This window comes from Nitratireductor thuwali (assembly GCF_036621415.1).
GTDB lineage: Bacteria > Pseudomonadota > Alphaproteobacteria > Rhizobiales > Rhizobiaceae > Chelativorans > Chelativorans thuwali.
The window spans coordinates 3,586,233-3,612,671 of record NZ_CP030941.1 but is presented as its reverse complement, the minus strand read 5'-3'; the positions used below and the strand labels follow the sequence as shown (position 1 = coordinate 3,612,671).

Annotated in this window: 28 protein-coding genes; 15 read left to right on the top strand and 13 right to left on the bottom strand. The window is 65.3% G+C overall.

The genetic code is table 11. The features are described 5' to 3' along the window. Nucleotides 1-94 precede the first annotated feature (94 nt). The 7 genes from NTH_RS17470 to NTH_RS17440 all read left to right on the top strand — a co-directional run bounded on the left by NTH_RS17470 (nt 95) and on the right by NTH_RS17440 (nt 7,997). Nucleotides 95-1,585, top strand: a complete 1,491-nt coding sequence (locus NTH_RS17470; RefSeq protein WP_338531218.1) for a replicative DNA helicase — start codon at nt 95-97, stop codon at nt 1,583-1,585. 2 nt (nt 1,586-1,587) lie between these two features. Continuing rightward, a complete protein-coding gene (alr, locus tag NTH_RS17465; protein WP_338531217.1) occupies nt 1,588-2,754 on the top strand; it encodes an alanine racemase in 1,167 nt (388 codons plus the stop codon). Nucleotides 2,755-2,800: 46 nt separating this feature from the next. After that, complete coding sequence (gene radA / locus NTH_RS17460) at nt 2,801-4,207, top strand: DNA repair protein RadA (protein WP_338531216.1); 1,407 nt, start codon at nt 2,801-2,803, stop codon at nt 4,205-4,207. A gap of 60 nt (nt 4,208-4,267) precedes the next feature. Then, nucleotides 4,268-4,807 carry a CvpA family protein gene (locus NTH_RS17455; RefSeq protein WP_338531215.1) on the top strand — a complete coding sequence of 180 codons (540 nt, stop codon included), beginning with the start codon at nt 4,268-4,270 and terminating at the stop codon, nt 4,805-4,807. A gap of 47 nt (nt 4,808-4,854) precedes the next feature. Next, entirely contained in the window at nt 4,855-6,327 is a 1,473-nt protein-coding gene (purF, locus tag NTH_RS17450) for an amidophosphoribosyltransferase (RefSeq protein WP_338531214.1), read from the top strand. A gap of 39 nt (nt 6,328-6,366) precedes the next feature. Continuing rightward, nucleotides 6,367-7,113: an SDR family NAD(P)-dependent oxidoreductase gene (locus NTH_RS17445; protein WP_338531213.1), complete on the top strand. Its 747-nt coding sequence runs from the start codon at nt 6,367-6,369 to the stop codon at nt 7,111-7,113. Nucleotides 7,114-7,274: 161 nt separating this feature from the next. Continuing rightward, nucleotides 7,275-7,997, top strand: a complete 723-nt coding sequence (locus NTH_RS17440) for a 2-acyl-glycerophospho-ethanolamine acyltransferase (protein ID WP_338531212.1) — start codon at nt 7,275-7,277, stop codon at nt 7,995-7,997. A 35-nt stretch (nt 7,998-8,032) separates the two neighbouring features. On the opposite strand, the gene pssA is transcribed toward NTH_RS17440, so the two are convergent. From pssA to NTH_RS17415, 5 genes are all read right to left on the bottom strand, one after another. Then, nucleotides 8,033-8,851 carry a CDP-diacylglycerol--serine O-phosphatidyltransferase gene (pssA, locus tag NTH_RS17435; RefSeq protein WP_338531211.1) on the bottom strand — a complete coding sequence of 273 codons (819 nt, stop codon included), beginning with the start codon at nt 8,849-8,851 and terminating at the stop codon, nt 8,033-8,035. Between the two features lie 8 nt (nt 8,852-8,859). Then, on the bottom strand, nt 8,860-9,558 hold the full coding sequence (locus NTH_RS17430; protein ID WP_338531210.1) for a phosphatidylserine decarboxylase: 699 nt from the start codon (nt 9,556-9,558) through the stop codon (nt 8,860-8,862). Between the two features lie 81 nt (nt 9,559-9,639). Further along, entirely contained in the window at nt 9,640-11,520 is a 1,881-nt protein-coding gene (locus tag NTH_RS17425) for an ABCB family ABC transporter ATP-binding protein/permease (protein WP_338531209.1), read from the bottom strand. Nucleotides 11,521-11,535: 15 nt separating this feature from the next. Next, a complete protein-coding gene (locus NTH_RS17420) occupies nt 11,536-11,889 on the bottom strand; it encodes an ArsR/SmtB family transcription factor (protein WP_338531208.1) in 354 nt (117 codons plus the stop codon). 127 nt (nt 11,890-12,016) lie between these two features. Then, nucleotides 12,017-13,912: a LysM peptidoglycan-binding domain-containing protein gene (locus tag NTH_RS17415; RefSeq protein WP_338531207.1), complete on the bottom strand. Its 1,896-nt coding sequence runs from the start codon at nt 13,910-13,912 to the stop codon at nt 12,017-12,019. Between the two features lie 332 nt (nt 13,913-14,244). On the opposite strand from NTH_RS17415, the gene NTH_RS17410 reads away from it, so the two are divergent. Together NTH_RS17410 and NTH_RS17405 are read left to right on the top strand one after the other, a co-directional pair. Then, nucleotides 14,245-14,856 carry a TIGR00730 family Rossman fold protein gene (locus NTH_RS17410; RefSeq protein ID WP_338531206.1) on the top strand — a complete coding sequence of 204 codons (612 nt, stop codon included), beginning with the start codon at nt 14,245-14,247 and terminating at the stop codon, nt 14,854-14,856. Nucleotides 14,857-15,068: 212 nt separating this feature from the next. Then, complete coding sequence (locus tag NTH_RS17405; protein ID WP_338531205.1) at nt 15,069-16,295, top strand: glycerophosphodiester phosphodiesterase family protein; 1,227 nt, start codon at nt 15,069-15,071, stop codon at nt 16,293-16,295. Between the two features lie 70 nt (nt 16,296-16,365). Here the strand turns inward: NTH_RS17405 and rarD are convergent, their stop codons facing one another. Genes rarD through cysS form a run of 6 tightly spaced genes read right to left on the bottom strand, consistent with a single transcriptional unit; the run spans nt 16,366 to nt 21,838 of the window. Beyond that, complete coding sequence (rarD, locus tag NTH_RS17400; protein ID WP_338531204.1) at nt 16,366-17,307, bottom strand: EamA family transporter RarD; 942 nt, start codon at nt 17,305-17,307, stop codon at nt 16,366-16,368. Nucleotides 17,308-17,310: 3 nt separating this feature from the next. Continuing rightward, nucleotides 17,311-18,924: a citramalate synthase gene (cimA, locus tag NTH_RS17395; RefSeq protein WP_338531203.1), complete on the bottom strand. Its 1,614-nt coding sequence runs from the start codon at nt 18,922-18,924 to the stop codon at nt 17,311-17,313. Next, entirely contained in the window at nt 18,921-19,391 is a 471-nt protein-coding gene (locus NTH_RS17390) for a GFA family protein (protein ID WP_338531202.1), read from the bottom strand. The genes cimA and NTH_RS17390 overlap by 4 nt, the downstream gene beginning before the upstream one ends. Then, a complete protein-coding gene (locus tag NTH_RS17385; protein ID WP_338531201.1) occupies nt 19,388-19,891 on the bottom strand; it encodes a GFA family protein in 504 nt (167 codons plus the stop codon). Before NTH_RS17385 ends, NTH_RS17390 begins: the two co-directional genes overlap by 4 nt. Before the next feature lie 2 nt (nt 19,892-19,893). Further along, nucleotides 19,894-20,283 (bottom strand): VOC family protein, encoded by a 390-nt coding sequence (locus tag NTH_RS17380; RefSeq protein ID WP_338531200.1) that lies wholly within the window; start codon nt 20,281-20,283, stop codon nt 19,894-19,896. Between the two features lie 40 nt (nt 20,284-20,323). Next, nucleotides 20,324-21,838: a cysteine--tRNA ligase gene (gene cysS / locus NTH_RS17375; protein WP_338531199.1), complete on the bottom strand. Its 1,515-nt coding sequence runs from the start codon at nt 21,836-21,838 to the stop codon at nt 20,324-20,326. Between the two features lie 360 nt (nt 21,839-22,198). Between cysS and NTH_RS17370 the strand changes: the two genes are divergently transcribed. After that, the gene (locus NTH_RS17370; RefSeq protein WP_338531198.1) at nt 22,199-22,357 is read left to right on the top strand and encodes a hypothetical protein; all 159 of its coding nucleotides are present in this window, start codon (nt 22,199-22,201) and stop codon (nt 22,355-22,357) included. On the opposite strand, the gene NTH_RS17365 is transcribed toward NTH_RS17370, so the two are convergent. Further along, a complete protein-coding gene (locus tag NTH_RS17365; protein ID WP_338531197.1) occupies nt 22,337-22,957 on the bottom strand; it encodes a LysE/ArgO family amino acid transporter in 621 nt (206 codons plus the stop codon). The two genes, NTH_RS17370 and NTH_RS17365, sit on opposite strands and share 21 nt — an antisense overlap. A 66-nt stretch (nt 22,958-23,023) precedes the next feature. Continuing rightward, the gene (locus tag NTH_RS17360; protein WP_338531196.1) at nt 23,024-23,773 is read right to left on the bottom strand and encodes an SOS response-associated peptidase; all 750 of its coding nucleotides are present in this window, start codon (nt 23,771-23,773) and stop codon (nt 23,024-23,026) included. Between the two features lie 35 nt (nt 23,774-23,808). Here NTH_RS17360 and NTH_RS17355 point away from each other — a divergent pair, with 35 nt between their 5' ends. The 5 genes from NTH_RS17355 (at nt 23,809) to NTH_RS17335 (ending at nt 26,421) form a co-directional block, all read left to right on the top strand. Continuing rightward, nucleotides 23,809-24,267, top strand: coding sequence for an NUDIX hydrolase (locus tag NTH_RS17355; protein ID WP_338531195.1), 459 nt, complete (start codon nt 23,809-23,811; stop codon nt 24,265-24,267). A 50-nt stretch (nt 24,268-24,317) separates the two neighbouring features. Continuing rightward, a complete protein-coding gene (locus NTH_RS17350; protein ID WP_338531194.1) occupies nt 24,318-24,698 on the top strand; it encodes a TIGR02301 family protein in 381 nt (126 codons plus the stop codon). 164 nt (nt 24,699-24,862) lie between these two features. After that, nucleotides 24,863-25,114, top strand: coding sequence for a hypothetical protein (locus tag NTH_RS17345; protein ID WP_338531193.1), 252 nt, complete (start codon nt 24,863-24,865; stop codon nt 25,112-25,114). A 263-nt stretch (nt 25,115-25,377) separates the two neighbouring features. Beyond that, a complete protein-coding gene (locus tag NTH_RS17340; protein ID WP_338531192.1) occupies nt 25,378-25,941 on the top strand; it encodes a cytoplasmic protein in 564 nt (187 codons plus the stop codon). Nucleotides 25,942-26,007: 66 nt separating this feature from the next. Next, nucleotides 26,008-26,421 (top strand): hypothetical protein, encoded by a 414-nt coding sequence (locus tag NTH_RS17335; protein WP_338531191.1) that lies wholly within the window; start codon nt 26,008-26,010, stop codon nt 26,419-26,421. The last annotated feature ends 18 nt before the right edge of the window (nt 26,422-26,439 follow it).

Sequence of the window (26,439 nt, the reverse complement as noted above, 5' to 3'; positions counted from 1 at the left end):
AGCGGTCCACACAAACGGTAGAACTCTCCGCTGGGGGTGCCGGGACATTACGTCATCAGTTGATCCGGGCGCGAGAGATTGAACAGGATCCGGAATGGCTGACGCAGTCCGCAAGCTGGAAACAGCCGAATCGGCGCTCTATCGCGAAGCGCCGAACAACATCGAGGCCGAGCAGGCCCTGCTCGGCGCCATCCTCGTCAACAACGACGCCTTCTACAGGGTTTCGGACTTCCTGAAGCCCACTCATTTCTACGAACCGCTGCACCGCAAGATATTCGAGGTTTCCAGCGAGCTCATCCGGATGGGCAAGATGGCCAATCCGGTTACCATCAAGACCTTCCTGCCGGCCAACGACAAGGTCGGCGAGATGACGGTCGCGCAATATCTGGCGCGGCTGGCGGCGGAGGCCGTCACCGTCATCAACGCGTCGGACTATGGCCGCGCCATCTATGACCTGGCGATACGGCGCGCGCTCATCGCGGTCGGCGAGGACATGGTCAATGTCGCCTATGACGCTCCCGTCGACATGGCTCCGCAGAGCCAGATCGAGGATGCCGAGCGGCGGCTTTTCGAGCTCGCGGAGACGGGCCGTTACGATGGCGGGTTCGAGAGCTTCGGCGACGCCACCAAGACCGCCATCGACATGGCCAATGCCGCCTTCATGCGCGACGGCCATCTGTCGGGCATCGCCACCGGCCTGCGCGACCTCGACCACCGCATGGGCGGCCTGCAGCCTTCCGATCTCATCATCCTGGCCGGCCGTCCCGGCATGGGCAAGACCTCGCTTGCCACCAACATCGCCTTCAACATCGCCAACGCCTACGAGCCGGCGCAGCAGGCGGACGGCTCCTTCACCGCCGCCAATGGCGGCGTGGTCGGCTTCTTCTCGCTGGAAATGTCGGCGGAACAGCTTGCCACGCGCATCATCTCCGAGCAGACGGAGATCCCTTCGTCCAAGATCCGCCGCGGCGACATCACCGAGACGGACTTCGAGAAGCTGGTGGGCTGCGCGCAGATGATGCAGAAGATCCCGCTCTTCATCGACCCGACCGGCGGCATCTCCATCGCGCAGCTCGCGGCCAGGGCCCGGCGGCTCAAGCGCCAGCGCGGCCTCGACGTCATCGTCATCGACTATGTGCAGCTCATGCAGGGCTCTTCGGCCAAGTCGCAGCAGAACCGCGTGCAGGAGATCACCGAAATCACAACCGGGCTGAAGGCGCTGGCCAAGGAGCTTTCCACCCCGATCATCGCGCTGTCGCAGCTTTCGCGACAGGTGGAAAGCCGCGACGACAAGCGTCCGCAGCTCTCCGACCTGCGCGAATCCGGCTCCATTGAGCAGGACGCTGACGTGGTACTGTTCGTCTACCGCGAGGAATATTATCTTAAGAACAAGGAGCCCAAGCCGGGAACGGACGAATATATCAAGTGGGAGGCGGAGATGAACGAGATGCGCGGCAAGGCCGAAGTCATCATCGCCAAGCAGCGCCACGGCCCCACCGGCATGGTCAGCCTCGGCTTCCAGGGCGAGTTCACGCGCTTTTCCGATCTGGCGGAGGAAAGCCACCTGCCGGAGCGGTTCGAGTAGAAGTGGCTGGCGGCTACACCATCAAAGGCACGGGCCCGGATGCATATCTGGCGGGCGGGCGGCTGACCATCGACCTCGACGCGCTGGTTGCCAATTACCGCGACCTTGCCGCGCGCTCCGCCCCGGCCCAGGCAGCCGCCGTCGTGAAGGCGGATGGCTACGGGCTCGGCCTGGAGCCTGTCGCCAGGGCTCTGGCAGGCGCGGGCTGCCGCCGCTTTTTCGTTGCCCTGCCGCATGAGGGCGTGGCGCTGAGGCGGGTGCTGCCGGATGCCGAAATCTTCGTGCTCAACGGGCTGTTCGGCCAGGAGGCCGCGGCCGCCTATCGCGAGCACCGCCTGATGCCGGTCGTCAATTCGCAGAGCGATCTTTCCGTGTGGGAGGCCTACGGGTGGGACGGCGAGAATCCCCGCCCCTGCGCCGTGCACGTCGACACGGGCATGAACCGCCTTGGCCTCACCTTCGAGCGCGCGCGGGCGCTGGCCAGCGAAAACGCGCTGACGCGGGCCCTCACCCCAATACTGGTCATGAGCCATCTGGCCTGCGCGGACGAACCCGGCCATCCTATGAACCGCCGGCAACTGGAATCCTTTCAAGCGGTTAAGACGCTTTTCCCGGAAACAGAATCAAGCCTGTGCAATTCGGCCGGCATCTTCCTTGGCGGCGATTTCCTGTGCGACGTCACCCGGCCCGGCATCGCGCTGTACGGCGGCGGCGCGGTCGGCGGCATCGCCAATCCCATGCGCCCCGTGGTTCTGGCCGAAGCCCGCATTGCCCAGGTGCGCAGGGCGCGGGCTGGCGAGAGCGTCAGCTATGCGGCAACGCCGCTTGCCCGCGACACCATCATCGCCGTCGCCTCCACGGGCTATGCCGATGGCTATCACCGCGCGGCGTCGGGCGCCGCCGTGCCCCTGCGTGCCACGCGCGCCGGCGCCAGCGGTTTCATCCACGGCCAAGAAGCTCCGGTGCTCGGCAGGGTGACGATGGACCTCACCCTGTTCGACGTGACTGCGCTCGGCGAGGACGCGGTCGCCGTCGGCGACCATGTCGAGCTGTTCGGGCCGAACATGCCCATCGACCGGGTAGCCGAGGCGGCCGGCACGATCGCCTATGAGCTGCTGACCACGCTCGGCCGGCGTTACCACCGCGAATATGTGGGAGACGGGGCGTGAGCCGCTTGCCAAGGCCCGGCGCCGTCGGTTGCAGGATCATCCCCTGATGGCCAAATCGCGCAGCCAGTTCATCTGCCAGAACTGCGGCACCGTGCATGCGCGCTGGGCGGGCAAGTGCGATGGCTGCGGCGAGTGGAACACCCTGATCGAGGAAGGCACGGCGGGCGGCATCGGCGCGGGACCGCAATCCCTGCGCAAGGCACGCACCGGCCGGGCCGTGGCGCTGACGACGCTGGACGGAGAGATCGAGGACGCGCCGCGCATCGTGACCGGCATCGGCGAGCTCGACCGCGCCACCGGCGGCGGCTTCGTGCGTGGCTCGGCGCTGCTGGTCGGCGGCGATCCGGGCATCGGAAAATCGACGCTGCTCACCCAGGCGGCCGCGGCCCTTGCCGCGCAGGGACACCGCATCGTCTATGTGTCTGGCGAGGAGGCGGTGGCGCAGATCAGGCTGAGGGCGCAGCGGCTGGGCGTCGCACAGACGCCGGTCGAGCTGGCCGCCGAAACCAATGTCGAGGACATCCTGGCCACCATCGCCGAAGGCAGGCGGCCGGACCTCGTGATCCTCGATTCCATCCAGACGCTGTGGACCGACCTCGCCGATTCGGCGCCCGGAACGGTGACGCAGGTGCGCGCCGCCGCGCAGGCAATGATCCGCTATGCCAAATCGACCGGGGCGGCGATCGTGCTGGTCGGCCATGTCACCAAGGAAGGCCAGATCGCCGGCCCGCGCGTGGTCGAGCACATGGTCGACGCCGTGCTTTATTTCGAAGGCGAAGGCGGCCATCACTACCGCATCCTGCGCACCGTGAAGAACCGTTTCGGCCCGACCGATGAAATCGGCGTCTTCGAGATGGGCGACAAGGGCCTGCGCGAAGTCGCCAACCCGTCCGAGCTGTTTCTGGGGGAGCGCAGCACCAAGGCTCCCGGCGCCGCCGTATTCGCGGGAATGGAAGGCACGAGGCCCGTTCTGGTGGAGATTCAGGCGCTTGTCGCCCCCTCGCCGCTCGGCACGCCCCGGCGGGCCGTGGTGGGGTGGGACTCGTCCCGCCTGTCGATGGTGCTGGCGGTGCTGGAGGCCCATTGCGGGGTGCGGTTCGCGCAGAACGACGTCTATCTCAATGTTGCCGGCGGCTATCGGATCACCGAACCGGCGGCAGACCTTGCGGTGGCGGCGGCGCTCGTCTCCTCGCTTACCGGGCTTGCCCTGCCCGCCGATTGCGTCTATTTCGGCGAAATCAGCCTTTCGGGCGCCGTGCGGCCCGTCGCCCACGCGACCAGCCGGCTCAAGGAAGCGGAGAAGCTTGGCTTTGTCCAGGCGGTGCTGCCTCCCGGGAACGAGGAGCCCGCTGGCGCGATCGCCGCGCGCGGTTTCCGTCCGGAGGGGCTGGCGGATCTCGTCGCGCGGATTGCGGGCTCTCGTGCCGGCCAGGCGGATGGGGACGAAGAATAGATGTGCGGGGGCATCCTGCCTTGAAGGGGCATCCTGCCTTGAACTGGAGTAGGGGTGACAATGCCAATCACGCTGCTTGACGGTATACTCGTCGGCTTCACGCTGGTATCGGCGATGCTCGCCATGGTGCGCGGCTTTTCCCGGGAAGTGTTGTCCATCGCCTCGTGGGCGGCAGCCGCCGTCGCGGCCTATTTTCTCTACCCCTTTGTGCTGCCCTATGTGACGCCCTATATAGATAACAGCATGCTGGCGCTGGCCATAGCGGCGGCGGTCGTGTTCTTTGTGGCGCTGATCATCGTGACGATCATCACCATGAAGCTCGCCGACTTCATCGTCGATTCGAGGGTTGGCGCACTGGACCGCACCCTTGGTTTCCTATACGGAGCGGCGAGAGGCGTGCTGGTAGTGGCCGTGGCGCTTTTGTTCCTGAACTGGCTGTTGGGTGCCAACCCGCCGGCGTGGATCAGCGAGGCGAAGTCCCGCCCGCTGCTGGACAGCGTGGGTGCGTGGCTGCAAGATTTGCTGCCGGATGATCCCGATGCGTCTATACTCGACCGCTTGTCGCCGAACACGGACGGCGAACCGGAAACGAACAACTGACGGCCAAGGCCGCCAGGACACACAGTGAAAAACGAGGGCGGCCAGGAATGGCACAAGACTACGAACTGTCCTTCGCGGGCGAGGCCGATGATCATTTCCATGATGAATGCGGCGTGTTCGGCATTTTCGGTCGGCAGGATGCCGCTGCGATCACCACGCTCGGCCTTCACGCTCTCCAGCATCGCGGCCAGGAAGCAGCCGGCATTGTCTCCTTCGATGGCACGCAGTTCCATGTCGAGCGCCATATCGGCCTGATCGGCGATACTTTCACCAAGCAGTCCGTCATGGACCGGCTGCAGGGCGGCCGCGCCATCGGCCACACCCGTTACGCCACCACCGGCGGCTCCGGTCTGCGCAATGTACAGCCCTTTTTCGCGGAACTTGCCGATGGCGGCCTTGCCGTCGCCCACAACGGCAATATCACCAACGCCATGACGGTGCAGCGCCGGCTGCAGAAGGAAGGCTCGATCTTCTCGTCGACGTCCGACACCGAGACCATCATGCACCTGGTGGCCACCAGCAAGGGGCGCGACACAAATGCGCGGTTCATCGATGCGGTGCGCCAGCTCGAAGGCGCGTTCTCGCTTGTCGCGTTGACGTCCAAGAAGATGATCGGCTGCCGCGACCCGCTCGGCATTCGTCCCTTGGTCCTGGGCGACCTCGACGGCGCCTATATCCTGGCGTCGGAAAGCTGCGCGCTGGACATCATCGGCGCCCGTTTCGTTCGTGACATCAAGCCGGGCGAGATGGTGGTGGTGACCGATAGCGGCCTTGAAAGCCATTTTCCGTTCGAACCGGCCAAGCAGCGTTTCTGCATCTTCGAATATGTCTATTTCGCCCGGCCCGATTCCTCGGTGGAGGGGCGCAACGTGTACGAGGTGCGCAAGCGCATCGGCGCGGAGCTGGCCCGCGAGAACCCGATCGAGGCCGACATCGTGGTGCCGGTGCCCGATTCCGGCACGCCCGCGGCCATCGGCTTCGCCCAGGAGGCGAACCTCCCCTTCGAGCTCGGCATCATCCGCAACCATTATGTGGGCCGGACCTTCATTCAGCCGACCGATTCCATCCGCCACATGGGCGTGAAGCTGAAGCACAATGCCAACCGCAGATCGATCGAGGGCAAGCGCGTGGTGCTGGTGGACGATTCCATCGTCCGCGGCACGACGAGCCAGAAGATCGTGCAGATGGTGCGCGATGCGGGCGCGAAGGAGGTGCATATGCGAGTCGCCTCGCCGCCGACGCGCGCCTCCTGCTTTTACGGCGTCGACACGCCCTCGACGGGCAAGCTGCTCGCCTCGCGCATGTCGATTGAGGAAATGGCGGCGTTCATCCGGGTCGATTCGCTCGGCTTCCTGTCCATCGACGGGCTTTACCGGGCGGTTGGCGAGGTGAACCGCAACAACGAGCAACCACAATATTGCGACGCCTGCTTCACCACCGAGTATCCCACGCAGCTCACCGACCATCACGGAGCGGACAATGTGCGCCAGCTCTCGCTGCTGGCGGCGGGCGGCCAGTGATGCCGCGGTCGGCATAATCCATAATCCAGGAAGTTTGACATGACGGAAAAGCCCGATCTTTCCGGCCGTATTGCGCTCGTTACGGGCGCTTCGCGCGGCATCGGCTACTTCATCGCCAAGGAATTGGCGGCGGCCGGGGCCCATGTGATCGCCGTCGCGCGTACGGTGGGCGGGCTTGAAGAGCTCGACGACGAGATCAAGGCGGCCGGTGGCGAGACCACCCTGGTGCCGCTCGATCTCAAGGACATGGCCGGCATCGACCGCATAGGCGGCGCGATTCACGAACGCTGGGGCAAGCTCGACATCATGATCGCCAATGCCGGCATTCTCGGCGTTATCTCGCCGATCGGGCATGTCGAGGCCAAGACGTTCGAAAAGGTCATGGAAATCAACGTCACTGCCACCTGGCGGCTGATCCGCTCGCTCGATCCGCTGCTGCGCGCCTCGGACGCCGGACGCGCCGTCATCATGTCGTCCGGCGCGGCGCATTCGGCCAAGGCGTTCTGGGGCCCCTACGCAGCCTCCAAGGCCGCGGTCGAGGCACTGGCGCGCTCCTGGGCGGACGAGACCAAGAACATGCCGCTGCGGGTCAATTCCGTGAATCCCGGCGCCACCCGCACAGCCATGCGGGCCCAGGCAATGCCGGGCGAGGATCCCGATACGCTGCCGCATCCCTCTGAAGTCGCGGCGAAGATCGTTCCCCTTGCAAGCCCCGAACTGACGGAAACGGGCCTCATCTTCGACGTGCCGAAGAACCGGTTCACGCGGTACCGCATGCCGGAATAGCCCTGAATGCGGGACTATTGACGCGGCTCCCCCATCGGATACCCTGCGGCTGATGTCGAGCGCGCAGCCATGCATGCGTCCGGCGCTGTAGGCATTCGGTGATTTTGCTCTAACTCATTGCGCGGGCATCATCCGCGCGGCGCTGGAACGGGAGGCCCGACATGGTGGCGGCTATCGCGCTTTTCGGCGCATTCCTCGCGGTGCTGGTCGGTCTCGCCACCTTCCTGGTGGCAAGACTGGAGCTGAACCTCCATCAGGCGCTGCTCTATGCCCCGCTCAAGCTTTTGTTCCGGATCAACGACGGCGCCATAAGGACGGCCCGTAATGCGGACCCGCCGGTGATCTACGCGGTCTGGCATCAATCGCATCTCGAGCCGGCCCTGATGCTTTCCCTGCTTCCCGACGACACGCTGCACATCCTCGACGAGGCCTCGTCGCAATCGATATGGCTCGACCCATGGCGTGCGCTTGCGCGCTGCATCGCGTTCCGGGCGCATCATGTCTTCGTCAGCCGGCGGCTGGTGCGGCGCCTCAAAGGCAATGGGCGGTTGGCGGTATACCTGCCGGACGAGGAATCCCCGGAGGCGAAGTCGTTCCGGCTTTTCCGCGCCATTTCGCGGATCGCCGCCAGGGCGGATGCGCGCGTCGTGCCGGTCTATGTCGATGGGGCGCGCGAGACGCTGTTCTCGCTGGCGCCCGGAGCCAGGCGGCGCCTTGCGCCGAAGCTCAGGCTCATCGCACTGCCTCCGCTGACGATTGCCGAAATGATCGCGCTTGCTGGCGACGAGAAGCCGCTTGCCGCGCAGGCCTTCTTCCAACGCATGATCGCGGTCCGCAATCGGCCTCCCGAACCCGATGAAGATGCCGGCACGCAGGCGGCGTAGTTCTGCCGCCGCAGGCCGTTACACAGAATGCGGGTTCAGGCGTCGGAGGAAGAGCCGGCCGCCTCCTTCTCCGCCTCTCGCGCCGCGCGGCGAGCGTAAGCCCGCTGGGAGAAGACGAGGAAGCCGAGATAGGCGATGGCCGAGGCGGCCATCGTCTGCCAGGTGTAGCTTGCCAGAAGCAGCGCGTAGAAGACGACGACGAGCATCAGCGGCATGACGAGCTCGCGGCGCACGCGGCTCCCGGAAGCCTTGCCCGAATAGACCGGAAGGCGGCTGACCATGAGCACGCCGACTGCCACCGTATAGGCGCAGGCGGCCAACGCCACCGTGGGATCGGGCCCAAGGCCGAGAAAGCCCAGATAGACCGGGAGCATCACAAGGGCAGCGCCAGCCGGGGCGGGCACGCCGACGAAAAAGTCTCCCTGCCAGGCAGGCTGGTCGGGATCCTCCAGCATGACGTTGAAGCGCGCGAGCCGCAGCGCACAGGCGATGGCGAAGAGCAGCGCGGAAATCCAGCCGATGGCGCCTGCCTGGTCCAGCAGGTAGGCGTAAAGGACGAGCGCGGGCGCGACGCCGAAATTGACGATATCGGCAAGGGAATCCATCTGCGCGCCGAATTTCGACGATGCCTTGAGCATGCGCGCGACGCGGCCGTCGACCGCGTCGAGGAAGGCGGCCAGCAGCACCATCATGACGGCCAGTTCCACCCTGTTCTCGAAGGCCAGGCGGATGCCGGAAAGGCCCGCGCAGATGGCCAGGACCGTGATCAGGTTGGGGACGATCATCCGCAACGGTATCTCGCGGATGCGCCGGCCGTCGCCATGGGGCTCGAAGGGTGGGAAAGGACCGCTCATTGCCCGGCTCAGGAAACGCGCACGAGCGGCGGCGGCATCTGCGAGCCGAACTCGGCGATCACCGTTTCCCCGCCGATGGCCGCCTGCCCGACGGCGACGCGCGGGCGGGCGTCGGCCGGCAGATAGACGTCGACGCGCGAGCCGAAGCGAATCAGGCCGAACCGTTCGCCCATGCCGATCTCGCCCGGCGCCTCGGCCCAGCAGACGATGCGGCGGGCGACAAGTCCGGCGATCTGCACCACCGGCACGGGGCCGTGCGGGCTCTCGATGACCAGGCTGTTGCGCTCGTTCTCCACGCTCGCCTTGTCGAGATCAGCATTGAGAAAACGTCCGGGCCGATGCTCGATGAGCGATATGCGGCCGCGCACCGGCGCGCGGTTGATGTGGCAGGAGAACACGTTCATGAAGACCGAAATGCGCGTCATCTCGCTCGCGCCCATGTCGAGCTCCGGCGGCGGCACGGCGGGGCCCACCGCCGAAACGATGCCGTCGGCCGGCGCGATCACGAAACGGTCGTCGACGGGAGTGACGCGCGGCGGATCACGGAAAAAATAGGTGCACCAGGCGGTCAGGATCAGGCCTATCCAGAACAGCGGCCCCCAGATGAGCCCGAGCACGAGGGTCGCGACGGCGAAGCCCGCGATGAAGGGATAGCCCTCGCGATGGATCGGAACGAAGGTATTCTTGATGGTGTCGACCAGGCTCATCGCGGCGCTGCCTCATGGATAAACGTTGCCGCCTTCCTATCGAAATCCACCTCCCGCCGCAACGCGTGGCGCCGCCGCCGGTCAATAAACCGGAGGACGACGCACGATGACGCCCATCTCGTCGGTCTCGCGCGCCCGCCGCAGGCGCTCCTCCGCCTCGCTGGCCTCGAGCTGGCGGCTCCACATTTCTGCGTAGAGCCCGCCCCTGTCCAGCAGCGCACGGTGCGTTCCCCGCTCGGTGATCGCGCCGTCCTTCAGGACGATGATCTCGTCGGCGCCGATGACGGTCGAAAGCCGATGGGCGATCACCAGCGTCGTGCGTCCCTTGCTGACGAGATCCAGCGCGGCCTGGATCTCCTGCTCGGTGTGGGTGTCGAGCGCCGAGGTCGCCTCGTCCAGGATGAGGATGGGCGGCGCCTTCAGGATGGTGCGGGCAATGGCCACGCGCTGCTTTTCCCCGCCCGACAGCTTCAGCCCGCGCTCGCCGACCATCGTCTTGTACCCTTCGGGCAGGCTCTCGATGAACGGTCCGATCTGGGCAAGCTCGGCGGCGCGGCGCACTTCCTGCTCGCTGGCGTCAGGCCGGCCGTAGCGGATATTGTAGGCGATGGTGTCGTTGAAGAGCACCGTGTCCTGCGGCACCATGCCGATGGCCGCGCGCAGGCTCTCCTGCGTCACGGCGCGCACGTCCTGGCCGTCGATCGTGACGGCGCCCCGCTGGATGTCGTAGAAGCGGAAAAGCAGGCGCGAGATGGTGGACTTGCCAGCCCCGGAAGGACCGACAATGGCAACCGTCCTGCCGGCCGGGATCTCGAAGCTGATCCCCTTGAGGATAGGACGGTCCGGATCGTAGGCGAAGACCACGTCGTCGAAGCGGACATTGCCTTGGGTAACCTGGAGAGGCCGTGCGCCCGGCTTGTCTTTCACCTCGGCCGGCACGTCCAGCAGATCGAACATCTGCTCGATATCCGTCAGGCCCTGGCGGATTTCCCTATAGACGAAGCCGATGAAGTTGAGCGGAATGGAAAGCTGCATCAGCATGGCGTTGATGAAGACGAAGTCGCCCACCGTCTGCGTTCCCCGGGTGACCTCCCACGCGGAGAGCCCCATGGCCGCCATCATGCCCAGACCGAAAATGACGCCCTGGCCGAAGTTCAGCCAGCCGAGCGACGTCCATATCCTGGTGGCTGCGTCCTCGTAGCGGGCCATCGAGCGGTCGAAGCGTCTGGCCTCCATCCGTTCATTGTTGAAATACTTCACGGTCTCGAAGTTGAGCAGGGAATCGATCGCCTTGGTGTTGGCGTCCGTATCGGAATCGTTCATCTGGCGGCGAATCCCGATGCGCCAATCGCTCGCCTTTATGGTGAAGACGATGTAGAGCCCCACGGTGACGGCTATGATGGCCACATAGGCCCAGCCATAGGCGTAGGCGAAAATGCCTGCGGCGAGCGCGAACTCCAGCAGGGTCGGCAATGTGTTGAGGATCGTGAAGCGCACGATCGTGTCGATGCCCTTGGTGCCACGCTCGATGATGCGCGAAAGCCCGCCGGTGCGCCGCTCCAGATGAAAGCGCAGGGACAGTTCGTGCATGTGCACGAAGGTCTTGTAGGCAAGCTGGCGCACGGCGTGCTGGCCCACGCTGGCAAACAGCGCGTCGCGAAGCTGATTGAAACCCAGCTGAAGGATGCGCACGAGGTTGTAGGCGACCACCAGCATTATGGGTCCCGCCAGAATGGCCGGAAGATACTCCGGCAGGCTGCCCTCGCCCGCCAGTACGTCCGTCGCCCATTTGTAGAAATAGGGCACGAGCACGAGCACGATCTTGGCCAGGACAAGGAACAGCGTCGCGATGGCGACGCGCATCTTCAGGTCGGGCCGGTCCGACGGCCACATATAGGGCCACAGGTTCTTCAGTGTGCGGAATGTGCTGCCGGTATCGGCGGAGACTGTCTTGTCGGCCAATGTTCGCGCCTTGGGTCAGTTGGTTGTCATTTTCCGGCCGCCGATGCCGCCGGCGCAGGCATCCAGCATGTCAGCGGCGGCTAGCCGCGTTTGGCGCAACGCTTCGCGGTCGACCATGTAGTGCGAGCTCTGCCCCACATGTCGGACACGGACGAGGCCGGCATCGAGCAGTACCTTGAGGTGCTGGGAAACCGTGGACTGGGCAAGGTGCAGCCGGCCGACCACATCCTTGCAGCAACAGGCCTCCACCCCCGAAAGATGACGAAGGATAGCGATGCGCGCGGGATGGGCGAGCGCCGAGAACCGCCGCGAGAGCGCGTCGTCGCCACAGCAGATTCCGTCGCCGATTCGGGTGCTTCGATTATTCATCGTAAATCGACGATATACGATGAATGTCGACCGCGCAATGGGCAACCCGGTCCTGCCAAGCCGTTGCGGCGCTGGGTTCGGTTCCGATCCAACCGGCCGGAGGCGGGGCCCGCGGGTGCCGGCGCGGCTATCTGGTGACTGTATCGCCGCTTGCCGGCTCGGCGGCCCGGTCGCCTATGGCCGTCAGATCGGCCTTTTCGCCCTCGTCCGTCTCCTCGGGAAGGGCAAAGACCTGGCCAGGCCAGATCAGGTCGGGGTCGCGGATCTGATCCTGATTGGCGAGATAGATGGTGGTGTAGCGTATGCCTTGGCCGTAGACGCGCCGCGAAATATGCCACAGCGTGTCGCCGCGCCGAATGATGACAGAGCCGTCGACCGGTTCCAGCTTCTGCGCCACGACCACGTTGCCGCCACCGGCGTCGCCCTGCGCGTCTTCGCCGGTTTGCGCCGAAGCGCTCCGGGTATCGCGCGGCGCGGCCCCGGCAGCATCGCCGGATGGCTCCGCGTCGGATTTCGCAACGGCGCTGGCCTCGCCCGAATCGGCGGGCGCGCCGGTCTGCGCGGTGTCGGCGGCGGTCGCCTGCCGCGTCTCCTGCGAGGCCTGCCCGGAAGCGTCCGACCCTGTGGCCGACGGCGCGCCGGCCGCCGGCGGCGCAACGGCGGCGATCTTGTCGCCGGATTCGCGCTGGAAGGGAACCGCCGCCCGGGCGATCACCGTACCGTCTTCCGCCAGGACGTCGGCGCGCACGATATAGTCGCCCACCGGCAGATCCCGCTCCGTCTCGACGAGGAACCGGCCCGTCGGCGTGGCTTCCGTCTGCCCCAGCAGCATGTCGTTGACATAGATGCGCACCGTGCGGCCCGGTTCTGCGCGTCCGGCGACGAAAATCTGACGGCCGTCGATCTCGACCGCCTCGATGAACGGCGTCCCGTCGGCCGCCGGCGCGGCGGGGGCGCTATCGGCCGGCGGCGCTTCGGCGATCGGCTCCGCCGCAGCATCTCCGGCTTCCGCCCCAGCCCCGGCGGGCTCGGCTTCCGCTTTCTCGGCTGGCTGTTCTGCTTCTTTTCGGATCGTCTGTTCTGCTTCGGCCACTTGTGGAGCGTCGCCGCTTGCCGGCATGTCGCCGTCGGCGGGCGCTGTCGCATCCTCCGCCGATGCCCGGTCGCTGCTGTCGGCCAGTGCCTCGTCGCTACGCTCCGGCGATGCCTGTTCGCTGCGCTCCGCCGGTGTCTGGCCGCCGGTCTCTGCGGATGGGCTGTCCACCGCCGGCGCGGCGGCAATGTCCTTTTCCGGGTCCGTTTCCGGCGCGGCAGGTTCGGGCTCATCTTGCGCGGTTGCCTCGGAGGGCTTCTCCTCCGGCGGCGCCTCTTCCGCCGTCTGCTGCTGTTCGGTTGCCGGCCCGCTGGCGTCCTGCGCCGGGGCTTCGGCGTTGGTTCGCGCTTCGGGTACGGATATGAGCCGGCTCGGCTCGCCGGGCTGCTGGACCAGCGCCACGACGTCGCCGCTCTGCTCGCTCGGCACCGACACGATCGCCGTCTGCTGCGAGGTGGCGGCGATATCGTCGCCTGTCGTCGAGCGCAGCACGATATTATGGTCGCCCGGCTCCAGCGCGCGATCCAGCACGGTGGCAAAATCGCCGGACGGGCCGGCCTGTGTGGTGGCAAGCACCGACGATCCGCTGAGGATATCCACTTCCGCGTTCGGCGCGGCCTTTCCGGCCACCACGAGAGATCCGTCGGGCTCGGCGCGAACGATGTCGAAAACGGGCACGACGACTTCCTCGTCACCGCCTTCCGCCACCGCGTCGCCAGCGCCCTCCTCGCCCGCTGTCAGGCCAGCCTCGGGCCGGTCCGACTTGCCCGTTTCGGCGGGCGGGGGTTCGACGGCGGCCTGCTCGGCAATGTGCACCGGCTGCTCCTTTCCGAGCCACGGGTCGAGTGCGCCGGCAAAATATGCCGTGCCCAACCCGGCCGCCGCGGCGCCGAATATGAAGAGCAGCACTTTGATTGGTATCGTCGCCATCGTCACGGTTCCTAAGCCCCTGACAGCGGTCTAGCCCTTTTTGCTGACGGGGACAAGAAATAGCCCGGCTTTGCGCTTGTTTTACCTGTCATATCGGCCGCGCGGGAGCATCTCCCACGGATGTTGCGGCATGCGCCATGGCAGCGGGCCCGCTTGCAGCATCAGATAGTGGCCACATGCGCGTCCGTCAAAGCTCGGGATCGGATGCCCAAGGGGCCTCGGCCTCATCTTTTCGGTCCCGGTGCCGGTCTTGCGGGTTCCACCTTGCCGCAATAAATGCTGTAGGTTGAGCCAGACTCGATCCCGCCCCCCAATCAGCCCACCTATAGGCCATGACCATAGTTAAATCCGTTTGCGTTTACTGCGGCTCCTCCAGCGGGAGCAACGGCTCCTTCATGGGGGCCGGATACGAGCTCGGCCAGGCGCTCGCAGCCGCCGGCCTTCGCCTCGTCTATGGCGGAGGCACCAAGGGCATTATGGGCGCGGTGGCCGCCGGTTGCCTGGAGAACGGCGGCTCCGTCACCGGCATCATCCCCCGCTTCCTCATGAACCGCGAGGCAACGGCGCAGGAGCTCCAAAGCCTGGACGATCTGATCGTCACCGAGGACATGCACCAGCGCAAGCATCTCATGTTCGATCGTTCGGACGCCTTCGTCGCCCTGCCGGGCGGCATCGGCACGCTGGAGGAGATCGTCGAGATCATGACCTGGGCGCAGCTCGGCCGCCATCGCAAGCCCATCGTCTTCGCCAACATCGACGGTTTCTGGGACCCGATGCTGCAGCTCATCGACCATATGAAGGCGGAAGGCTTCGTGCATTCGCAGCACCGGCTGAAACCGCTGATCGTCGACCGGGTGGCCGATGTCGTCCCGGCGATCCGGGAAACGGCGGCTCGGCTCGCCGACGGCGAGGCGGTCGACAGGAGCGTGATCGACAGGCTCTGATCCCGTCAGGCCTGCCCCCGTCGAGGAGGTCAGCGCAGCGTGATTTTCGCCTCCGCCCTCTCACGCCTGCTTTCGCTTCGCATCGAACCACCGGCCTGCCTCAACGATCTGTTGACAGGGACGGTTGTCACAAATGCGTCAGCCGTTTGAGGCCGTTCTGTTACATGATGCTGATTTTCTCCCGGAGCGTTTCAGCATCATGGAGAAAGACTATGCTTCGCCTCGCCGCCGCCGCACTCGTGCTTGCCAGTTCGACAAGCCTGTCATGGGCCGAGATGACGGACAACGCCAGGGTCCAGCTCGGCCCCCGCCCCTTCTATCTCGTCCAAAACATGGATGAGGGCGCGTTGAAGGAAAAACTCCTGTCCTGTCAGAACGGGCCCTTCTCAGCGTCCACCTGGTCCATCGGCCATCGCGGCGCGCCGATGCAGTTCCCCGAACATACCAGGGAATCCTACGCCGCCGCCGCACGCATGGGCGCCGGCGTGATGGAATGCGACGTGACCTTCACGAAGGACCGCGAATTGGTCTGCCGCCACGCGCAAAACGATCTTGCGACCACGACCGACATCCTGGCGACCGAACTCGGCTCGAAATGCACCACGCCTTTCAGGCCGGCTTCCGGCGACGAGAACGCGGCAGCCGAGTGCCGCACATCCGATATCGCGCTGGCCGAGTTCCGGCAGCTCAACGGCAAGATGGACGCCAGCAACCCGAAGGCGGCCAATGTCGCGGAATTCATGGACGCGACGGCCGGCTGGCGCACGGACCTCTACGCCACCAAGGGCACCGTTGTGACCCATAAGGAGTCCATCGAGCTGTTCAAGGAACTCGGCCTCAAGTTCACGCCGGAGCTCAAGGCGCCGTCGGTGGAGATGCCCTTCGAGGGCGACTACACGCAGGCCGCCTACGCTCAGCAGATGATCGACGACTACAAGGAAGCCGGCGTAGACCCGGCCGACGTGTTCCCGCAGTCGTTCAACCTGGAAGACGTGCTCTACTGGATCGAGAACGAGCCCGAGTTCGGCAGGCAGGCCGTCTATCTCGACGACAGCAGCGATACCGTCGACGGTTTCGATCCGATGGATGCCTCGACCTGGGCCCACGGCATGGAGGAGATCAAGGAGATGGGCGTCAACTACATCGCGCCGCCGATGTGGTATCTCGTGACGGTGGAGAATGGCGAAATCGTTCCCTCCGCCTATGCCAAGGAAGCACGGGCGGCCGGCCTCCAGATCATCACCTGGACGGCCGAGCGTTCCGGCCTGCTCAAGGACGGCGGCGGGTGGTACTACCAGTCGGTCAGCCAGGTCATCGACAATGACGGCGACGTCTACAAGCTCATGAACGTGCTGCACGAGGATGTGGGCATTGTCGGCCTGTTCTCCGACTGGCCGGCCACCACGACCTACTACGCCAACTGCTTCGGCCTGAAGTAACCGCACGGAAAACGCGGCCGCTCCGTCGACCGAAGGAGCGGCCGGTATCCATGGCGAGGCAAGTTGCGTGTCAGCGCAGGGCGTTCGTCGCCTCGACCCTCTCGCGCCGGCTTTCACGGAACATGGACCAGGTGTAGAGCGCCAGGCCCGTCCAGATCAGCACGAAGGCCAGGGCGCGCACAGTGTCGAACGGTTCGGCGAAAACGAAGACGGCGATGATGAAGATCATGGTCGGCGCGATATATTGCATGATGCCGATGGTGGAATAGCGCAACAGCTTGGCGCCGAAGCTGTAGAGCAGCAACGGCACCGCCGTGATGGGCCCGCAGGCCAGAAGCAGCGCGATGTCCCACGGCTCGGACGGGCGGAAATGCCCCTGCCCCGTCGATTCCAGCCACAATATGTAGAACAGCGCCGGCACCGCGAGCATGAGCACTTCAAGGAAGAAGCCCTGGCTGGGGCCGATCGGCAATGTCTTGCGCAGGAAGCCGTAAATGGCGAAGGCCAGGGCGAGAACCAGCGAGACCCAGGGCAGCCCGCCGGCGTCTACCGTCAGGATGGTCACCGCGATGGCGGCCAGACCGACCGCCGCCAGTTGCGTCCTGGTCAGCTTCTCGCCCAGGAAAACAGCCGCAAGGGCGATGCTCAGCAGCGGATTGATGTAGTAGCCCAGCGCCGTTTCCACCGTGCGGTCGACGGAAATGGCCCACACATAAACGCCCCAGTTGACGGTGATGACGGAGGCCGTCAGCGCCGCCATCAAAAGTGTCCGGGGCGAGCGGAAGGCCGCCTTCACATCGCCCGTGCGCCCCAGCGCCAGCAGCACCAGCCCCGCCAGCGGCACCGACCAGACGATCCGGTGCGCCACGACCTCCACCGCCGGGATATGCGCCACCGCCTTCATGAAAAAGGGCAGCAGCCCCCACAGGAAATAGGCGGAAAAGGCGAACCCGAAGCCGCGAAGCGCATCGCTCCTGCGCGCAGCGGGATCGCTCGTAAGGACATCTGCCATGGATCATTCGGCCGCAAGGCCGGCCTTTTCGCGGTTGGTGACGAGCTTGTAGATAATCGAATCCATCAGCGCCTGGAATGAGGCATCTATGATGTTGTCGGAAACGCCGACCGTCCACCACCTGTTTCCCGCGCCATCCTGGGATTCTATCAGCACGCGGGTGACCGCCTCGGTGCCGCCGTTGAGGATGCGCACCTTGTAGTCGGCCAGCGTCAGATCGGCGATCTCCGCCTGATACTTGCCCAGATCCTTGCGCAGCGCGATATCGAGCGCGTTGACGGGGCCGTGGCCTTCGGCGACCGACATCAGCGTCTCGCCGTCGACGGTCACCCGGACCACCGCCTCCGACACAGTCTTCAGCTGCCCGTTGGCGTCGAAACGGCGCTCGACCATACAGCGGAAACTGTCGACAGTGAAGAAGTCGGGCACGCGGCCCAGCGTGCGGCGGGCCAGAATGTTGAAGCTCGCATCCGCGCCCTCATAGGCATAGCCTTGCGCCTCGCGCTCCTTGACGATGGCGATCAGCGTGTCGAGCCGCGGGTCGGATTTGTCGACCGCGATGCCGCGGCGCGTGAGTTCGGCGACGAAATTGGACTTGCCGCCCTGATCCGAAATCATGACCCGGCGGCTGTTGCCCACGCTTTCGGGCGGGACATGCTCGTAGGTCTGCGGCTCCTTCAGGAGGGCCGAGGCATGGATGCCGGCCTTCGTCGCGAAGGCCGAGGCTCCGACATAGGGCGCCTGCGGTTCCGGCGCGCGGTTCAGCAGCTCGTCGAACGCGCGGGAAAGGCGGGAGATGCCGGCAAGATTTTCCGCCGAAATGCCTGTCTGGAACCGGTCGGCATAGACCGGCTTCAGCATCAATGTCGGGATGATGGAGATGAGATTGGCATTGCCGCAGCGTTCGCCGATGCCGTTGAGCGTGCCCTGCACCTGGCGCACGCCGGCATCGATGGCGGCGAGCGAATTGGCCACGGCCTGGCCTGTGTCGTCATGGGCGTGGATGCCCAGCCGCTCGCCGGGGATGCCGGCGGCGACTACGGCGGCGACGATCTTGCGGATTTCGGCCGGCTGCGTCCCGCCATTGGTGTCGCACAGCACCACCCAGCGCGCACCGGCCTCAAAGGCCGCCCTGGCGCAGGCGAGCGCATAGGCGGGATTGGCCTTGTAGCCGTCGAAGAAGTGCTCGCAATCCACCATCGGCTCCCGGCCGGCCGCGAGCGCGGCCCCTACCGAAGCCGCGATGGACTCGATATTCTCCTCGTTCGTGCAGCCGAGGGCAACGCGCACATGGTAGTCCCAGCTCTTGGCTACGAAACAGATGGCATCGGCGGAAGACTGGATGAGCGCGGCCAGTCCCGGATCGTTGGACGTGGAAACGCCGGCCCGCCTGGTCATGCCGAATGCGACGAACGAGGCGCTGCGGGTGCGCTTCTTGGCGAAGAAGTCCGTATCGGTGGGATTGGCGCCGGGATAGCCGCCTTCGACATAGTCGATGCCGAAATCGTCCAGCAGGCCGGCAATGGCGATCTTGTCCTCGACGGAAAAATCGATGCCGGGCGTCTGCTGGCCGTCGCGCAGGGTGGTGTCGAAGAGATAGACGCGTTCGCGGTTCATGTTTGGCGCTCCGGCGGCCATTGATCGGTGTCGTGGTCGGGGTGCTGCCAGGATATGACGGACGCGTGCAGCTCCGTCATCGCTTCGCTTTCGTGGAGCGGCCTTTCGAACAGACGCTCGATCCACGGCAGGCGCCGGCTGAAATTCACCTGGACCTTGGGTTCCAGCGCTTCCGGATGATCGAAAGAACCGATGGAAAGCTCGATACCCCCGTCATGCCTGTAGGCGAGCGGAGTGCCGCAGCGGGCGCAAAAACCGCGCTCGACCGTCTGGGAGGACCGGAAAAAGGCCGGCGTGCCGCGCGTCCAGGCAAGTTCGTCTTCGAAGGCGGTGACGAAAGCGCCGAAAAAGCTGCCGAACTGCTTCTGGCACATGCGGCAGTGGCAGATGGACGGGCGGCCGAGCCGTGCGGCGCGAAAGCGGACCGCACCGCACTGGCAACCGCCCGTGAACGGCTCCGCGCTCACCGTCCGTCCTCCGGAGGCCATTGATCCGTGTCGTGGTCGGGGTGCTGGTAGGAGACGAGGTCGTCGAGATAGCTCGCCAGTTGCGCATCCTCCATCGTCTCCTGGCCGGGCAGCGTGTGAAGCGTGTCCACATAGGGCAGCTTGCCCTCGATGCCCCACTGTATCTGCGGCGCGAGTTCTTCGGGATGGTCGAAGGCGCCGATGGCCAGAGCGACCCCGTCATGGCTCTCACTGGGCGCTTCGAATGTCAGCGGCGTTCCGCACGCATCGCAAAAGCCGCGCTTGACGTGGTTCGACGATCGATAGCGCTTCGGCTCGCCGCGCGTCCAGGTGAGCTTGGCATCGCGGACGGAAACGAGCGGCGCGTAGAAATTTCCAAAGGCCTTCTGGCACATGCGGCAGTGACAGATGGACGGATCCCCCAGGGCGCCCTCGATGCGAAAGCGCACCGCGCCGCACTGGCAGCCGCCCGTGAACACCGGTTGATTGTCGAGGGTCATAGCTACGCCTCCTCCGGTCTGTGGCACACGGCTTCGACATTGTTGCCGTCGGGATCGATGACGAATGCGCCGTAATAGTCCGGGTGGTAGTGCGGCCGCAGGCCGGGCGCGCCGTTGTCCTTGCCGCCGGCGGCCAGTGCCGCCGCGTGAAACGCGTCGACCTCGGCGCGGCTATGAGCGGTGAAGGCCACGTGCTTCGGCTCGCTCGCGGGCTTGCCTTCGCTCAGCCAGTAGACGGGCCGGTCACGCCCATAGCCGCCGACCTTGACGCCATCGGTGTATTCCGGCGGCACGATCATGAGCAGCGAAGCGCCCAGCGGCGCCAACGCCTTGTCGTAAAAGGCCTTGGCGACTTCGAAATCCGCCGTGCGGATACCGATGTGATCAATCATGCTTGGACCTCCTTTGTTTTCACGACAACAGGATGCGCGGTCACCGCCTCACTTCCCACTTCGTCCGCCGCTCGCCGCTTTCCGGGTCCTTGTAGTCCATGAGCTGGACCCCTTGTGCGGAGAGATCGTCGCGGATCCTGTCGGCCTCGGCGAAGTTCTTCTCGCGCAGGAGGGCGAGGCGTTGATCGACCAGCTTCTTTAGCTCACCTACGTTCAGCTTCTCATGAACCGCCGTCGCTTCTTGGTAGCGTTCCCAACTTTGCATCTTGTCAAACGAAACGACGCCCACGAGTTGCAGCGATGCGAACATCAAATGCGCAGAAGCCATATCCTTCTGCTTCACCATTTTATGTATCACCGCAAAAGCAGCAGGTGTGCTCAGGTCGTTCCATAGGCAATCGATAAACTCGGCAGAAGGTGCGAGTTCGTTCTCATAGTACTGACGATTGCCTTCTTGCCATGAGAGGTGTTGGGAGAACATGTACTCACACCAGCCGTCGAGCACGGCTTCCGCCTCCTCCAGCTTGCGCACCGAAAAGTCGATAGGCTCGCGGTAATGGGTCATCAGCATCGCCAGCCGCAGCACCTCGCCCGGCCATTTGCGCCCGCCGAAAGCCTCCGTGTGCAGGAGATCGCTGATGGTGACGAAATTGCCCTCCGACTTCGACATCTTGCGGCCTTCGACCTGCAGGAAGCCGTTGTGCATCCAGTAGCGCGCCATGGTTTCGGTGCCATGGGCGCAGCGCGACTGGGCGATCTCGTTTTCATGGTGGGGGAATATGAGGTCGAGGCCGCCGCCATGGATATCGAAGACCTCGCCCAGATAGGCGGCCGACATGGCCGAGCATTCGATGTGCCAGCCGGGCCGGCCGCGGATGACGAGCGGCTTGCCGTCGACGGTGAAGTGCGCCTCCCAGCCGGGCTCCTCGGGCGAGGACTGCTTCCACAGGACGAAATCGGCGGGGTTCTTCTTGTGATCCTCGACCGCCACGCGCGCGCCCGCCTGCTGGTCTTCCAGCCTGCGCTTGGAAAGCCCGCCATAGTCCGGCATAGACCTCGTGTCGAAAAGGATTTCGCCTTTTGCCGCATAGGCATGGCCGCGGTCGATGAGAGTTTGAATCAGGCTGGCCATGTCGGCCTTGCCGTCCGGGCGCGGCAGCACGAACTCGGTCGCGCGGGGCTCGTAGGTCGGCGTCAGGCAGCCGAGCGCGGCGACGTCCTCGTGATACTGGTTCGCCGTCTTTTCGGTCACCTTGCGGATGGCCTCGTTGAGCGGCAGGCCGGGATAGTCGCGCAGCGCCCGGGCGTTTATCTTGTCGTCCACATCGGTGATGTTGCGCACATAGGTCACATGCTCCCCGCCATAAAGATGGCGGAGGAGACGGAACAGCACGTCGAACACGATCGCCGGCCGCGCATTGCCGATATGGGCGTAGTCGTAGACCGTCGGTCCGCACACATACATGCGCACATTCAGCGGATCGAGGGGGATGAAATCCTCCTTCTCCCGCGTCAGCGTGTTGGTGATGCGCAGTCCCTTGAATGCTTCGCTCATCAATTCCCAATCCCAATCGAAATCATGCGCCGGCCGCTGGCTGGGCGTTTTTCGTGCGGGGAAATTGAGCGAAAACGACCGGACCAGCGAGCGGCGCTAGCCGATAATGCAAATGCCGATAATGGCCAACCGCGTTTTCATAGCCCGACTTATCGCCTTCGCGCCGCCCGGCGTCAAGCGCGGATTGGCCTCGTTCTTCCCGGCGCCTGTTGCCGGGCGGCCACGCAGCGTGAAGATACTGTTAAGCTTATTGGCGCAATTCTATGAACCTACGTCGGCGCTGGGCGTTTAAGACATGATTTCGTCGGAATCGCGCAGCATCTGCGCGGTCAGTGAAACGCGAACGCCAGGCAATGAAAAATGGCACAGCAAGCGACCAAATCCGAAGACAAGCGCGCCGATCAGGCTCACCTGGTCGATGAGTACCGCAAGGTCGGACCGGCAGCCATCAATGCGGCGCTCCAGTGCTGCTCGAAGGCCAAGCCGCAGAAGGCGCGGTCAGACAAGCCGCGTCAATAGGCTGAGCGCCAGCGCCGACATCACGATGCCGATCAGGATGTCGAGCACCCGCCAGGCCTGCGGCTTCGCGAACAGCGGCTGAAGCAGCCTGGCGCCATAACCAAGCGCGTAGAACCACAGGAAGGACGCCGCTATCGCGCCGGCGGCAAAGCTCGTGCGCGCGCTGCCTTCATAGGCGCCGGAGAGCGAGCCGACCAGGACCACGGTGTCGAGATAGACATGCGGGTTGAGGAAGGTGAAGGCGAGGCAGGTGGCCACCGCCGCCCTGAGGCTTGTCTCCCCCTGGCGCGCGGCCTTCAGCGCATCCGGGTGCATCGCGCGGCGAAACGCCAGCGCTGCGTAGCCGAACAGAAAAGCCGCGCCGCCGATCGTTACTCCCGTGATCAGCACGGGCGAGCGGGCAACGAGCGTGCCCAGTCCCGCCACCCCCGCCGCAATCAGCAGCGCGTCGGACAGCGCACAGATCAGGCAGAGCAGGAAGACGTGCCGGCGCAGCAGTCCCTGACGCAGAATGAAGGCATTCTGCGCGCCGATCGCTATGATGAGCGATCCTCCAAGAAGCAGACCGGAGATGAAGGGGGAAAGAAGGGATGGGTTCATGCTGCCGTCATTGGCCGAGCGTCCGCGGTTTTGCAACCGGCAGTACGCCAAAGCCGCTGGGCCAGTTCAGAAAAGTGTGAGCTGGGCGTCCGGCTCGCGCGGGACCGCCTCGTGCGAAGGCCTCTCCTCGACGCGCTCCAGAATATCGGGACCGGTATTGGCGACCTTGTTGACCTTGTCGGAAATGGGAACGGCCTCGAAGAAGCCGGGCTCCGCGGGCCGCAACAGGTCGCCCACATCGCGCGGCTCGTTGCCGACGCAATCGAGCCACCGCGTGAAGTGCTCCGGCCTGACGACGACGGGCATGCGGTGGTGGATGTGCTCCAGGTCGCCGCTGGCGGCGGTTGTGAGGATGGCGCCGGTGTCGATCTCGCTGCCGCCGGGCTCGCTATAGGTCTCCATCAGGCCCGCGAAGGCGACGATGCCGCCATTGCGGGGGCGCAGCCAGAAAGCTTGCGGACGCTTGGCGCCGTCCCGCCTCCATTCATAGAACCCGGTGGCCGGCACCAGGGTCCGGCGGTGGCGCATGGCGGCACGGAAGGTGCTCTTCTCGGCAGCGGTCTCCGATCGGGCGTTGATGAGCAGCGGGAAGTCCTTGACGTCTTTCGCCCAGCCGGGAATGAAGCCCCACCGCACAAGCATTCCTCGCCGGTCGGGAAGATTCGATCCCGGCGCGCGCGGCCCGGCGGCGACGACCATCTGAACGGGCTGGGTCGGCGCGATGTTGTAGCGGAACGGGAAATCGTCGAGGTCGAACACCTTGATCGCGTCCTCCACCTGCGCCCGTGTGGCGGCGAGCTGAAATCGTCCGCACATATTCGCTGAGGCTCCATGCACTGTTTGTCGCGGCGATGTTGACGGCTGGAGGCGGCGCGGGCAAGACGCTGAGCATGGTCATTCACGACATTCACGCCGTTTCGGCGGTCATGCGCAAGGAAGGTCGCTTCCTCCTGGTCCTGCGCGGGCGCGCGCCCGCCAAGGGGCTGCTTGCCTTTCCCGGCGGTCGCGTGAAGGAAGGCGAGACGATGGAGGAGGCGGTCCGCCGCGAATTGCTGGAGGAAACAGGGCTGGAGGCAGGCGAAATCCGCCACCTGCGGGAGTTCGTGATAGAGCCCGAGGGCGACGGGCCGCGTTTCATCCTGCACGCCCACAGCGCCGAATATCGCGGCGGCGAGCCCAGGCCCGGCGACGATGCGGCGGACGCCGGCTGGTACGTCGTCGAGGACATGCGGCGGCTGCCCATCACCCGGACCACCCTGATGCTCGCCGAGGATCTGCTTTCGGGCGGAAGCACTGAATCTCTTCCGTAAGGGCCTCGACAATGTTGCGCCCGAACGGCTTAGCGGCAATTATGCCGGTCATGAACCGTCTTGCCCGAGCCATCGCTGTCTGTTGCACGGCCTCACTCCTGTCGCTTGCGCCGCCTACGGCCGGCGCGACACAAGCGCCCTACGACAAGCAGTTGATGCGCCTGGCGGAGATTCTGGGCTCGGTGCACTTCCTGCGCCGCCTTTGCGGCGAAGAAGGCGAAGCCTGGCGCGGGCAGATGGAGGCGCTGCTGGAAGCGGAAGCGCCGACGGACGAGCGGCGGGCCCAGCTCGTCGCCAGCTTCAATCACGGCTACCGTTCCTTCGCCAACATCTATACCCAGTGCACCGAGCACGCCGTTGCCGCCATCGAGCGCTACATGGCCGAAGGCGAAGAGCTGGCCAGCGACATCGTGCTGCATTACGGCAATTGAATCGAACCGGCACATCGAAATTTACCCGGCGTTTACCACGTCCGGCGCGTATCGCCGCGTCTGCCTGCCAGCCATGTTATCTCTTTTTGCAGGGGGACATTTGGGACGCCCCGGCGGCAACGGGACATTGCCGCGCCAGGGCCACGGGTGGAGTGCCTATGCATATGACGATTCAAGACATCGAAGCCAAGATCGAGGAAGAAAAGCGCACGACCTGCGCCGCCAGCCACAGCGCCGCGTGGGCCGAGGGCCTGTGGGCGGGCATCGAGCCGGAGATAATCGCCGAAGCCGCCATGCAGACCGCCCTCAGCGAGCTTGCGCGCAACGGCGGCGAGGACAATCTGGTTCTGTTGCTGGAGCACATGCGCGACCGGGTGCTCAAGGGCGATTTCTACACCGACCGAACCTGCCATTGAGATCGCCGCCCGGTTTGGGTATCACGGGGGACGGTTCACCAGCGCGAAGGGCGGCGGCGATGCGCAAAGGGTTTCGTGCTCCATCCACCGGAGGTTTTCATCGGCCGGCCCCCTGGCGGCGGTTGAGCCTGCGCGGCGCCCTGGCAGCGATCCTGCTGTGCGGCTGCGCGGCCCCGGCCTCAGCCCTGAGCGATGCGCTTCCGCGATATGAAGCCGGCCCGCAGGAAGAGCCCGCCGTCCCCCGCATTCCCCTGCCGGATGCCATGAGCATCCCCGGCAACCCCGAGGGTGCGGCGCCGGCCGAGGGGGACGAGCCTCCCGGCAACCTTACGCGGCCCGACACCAGCCTCGGCAAGGAGCTTCCCGAAATCATCTACGATGTCGAGCGGCTGCCGGAGCCGGTGCGCCGCATGCGCCGGCTGATCATCGAGGCCTGCCGCAGCGGCGATATCGAGAAGCTGCGCCCCTTGCTGGGCTCGGGAGCCCAGGCCACCCAGCTTTCCTTCGGCGGTCCGGTCGAGGACCCGGTGGCCTATCTGCGCGACGTTTCGGGAGACGAGCTTGGCCACGAGATCCTGGCCATTCTGCTGGAGGTCATGGAGGCCGGTTTCGTCCATCTCGATCCCGGCACGGATCATGAGCTCTATGTCTGGCCCTACTTCTTTGCCATTCCGCTCGATGAGCTGACGGACAGGCAGCGGGTCGAGCTTTTCACGCTGGTGACGGCTGGCGACTATGAAGACATGAAGAGCTTCGGCGCCTATATCTTCTACCGCTCCGCCATCACCCCCGACGGGCAGTGGCAGTTCTTCATCGCCGGAGACTGAGATCCGCCAGGCCCCGGCCTTGCATCGGCCGCCCGAGCGCCCATATCCTTGAGGAAGGGGACCATCATGCCTCATTCGCCGAGCCTTTCGCAGACCGCCGATCTGGCGCCCTCGCGCAGCCGCCGCGGCGGCCGCATCCGGCTGATACGCCGCATCGTCCTCTTCCAGGTGAAGCTTCTGGCCGACGGTTTCCGCGATGTCGTGATGAGCCCGCTTTCGATCGCGGCCGGTGCCATCGGCATATTCTCCTCCCGCGATCCCGAACACGCCTTCGACCGGCTGATGGGATTCGGCCGCGACACCGATCGGTGGATCAACCTTTTCGACACGCATGACGAGGAAGCCGGCACGCTGGACCGGGTCGCCGGAGACATCGAGGAAGCGGTCCGACGCGACTATGCGGCCGGCGGAATCAGCGCCAAGGGGGCAGAAAGGCTGGCGGCGATCGCCGCGCAACTGCGGGCCCGCCGCGGCCGCTGACCGCCCCCCTTGCAGTTT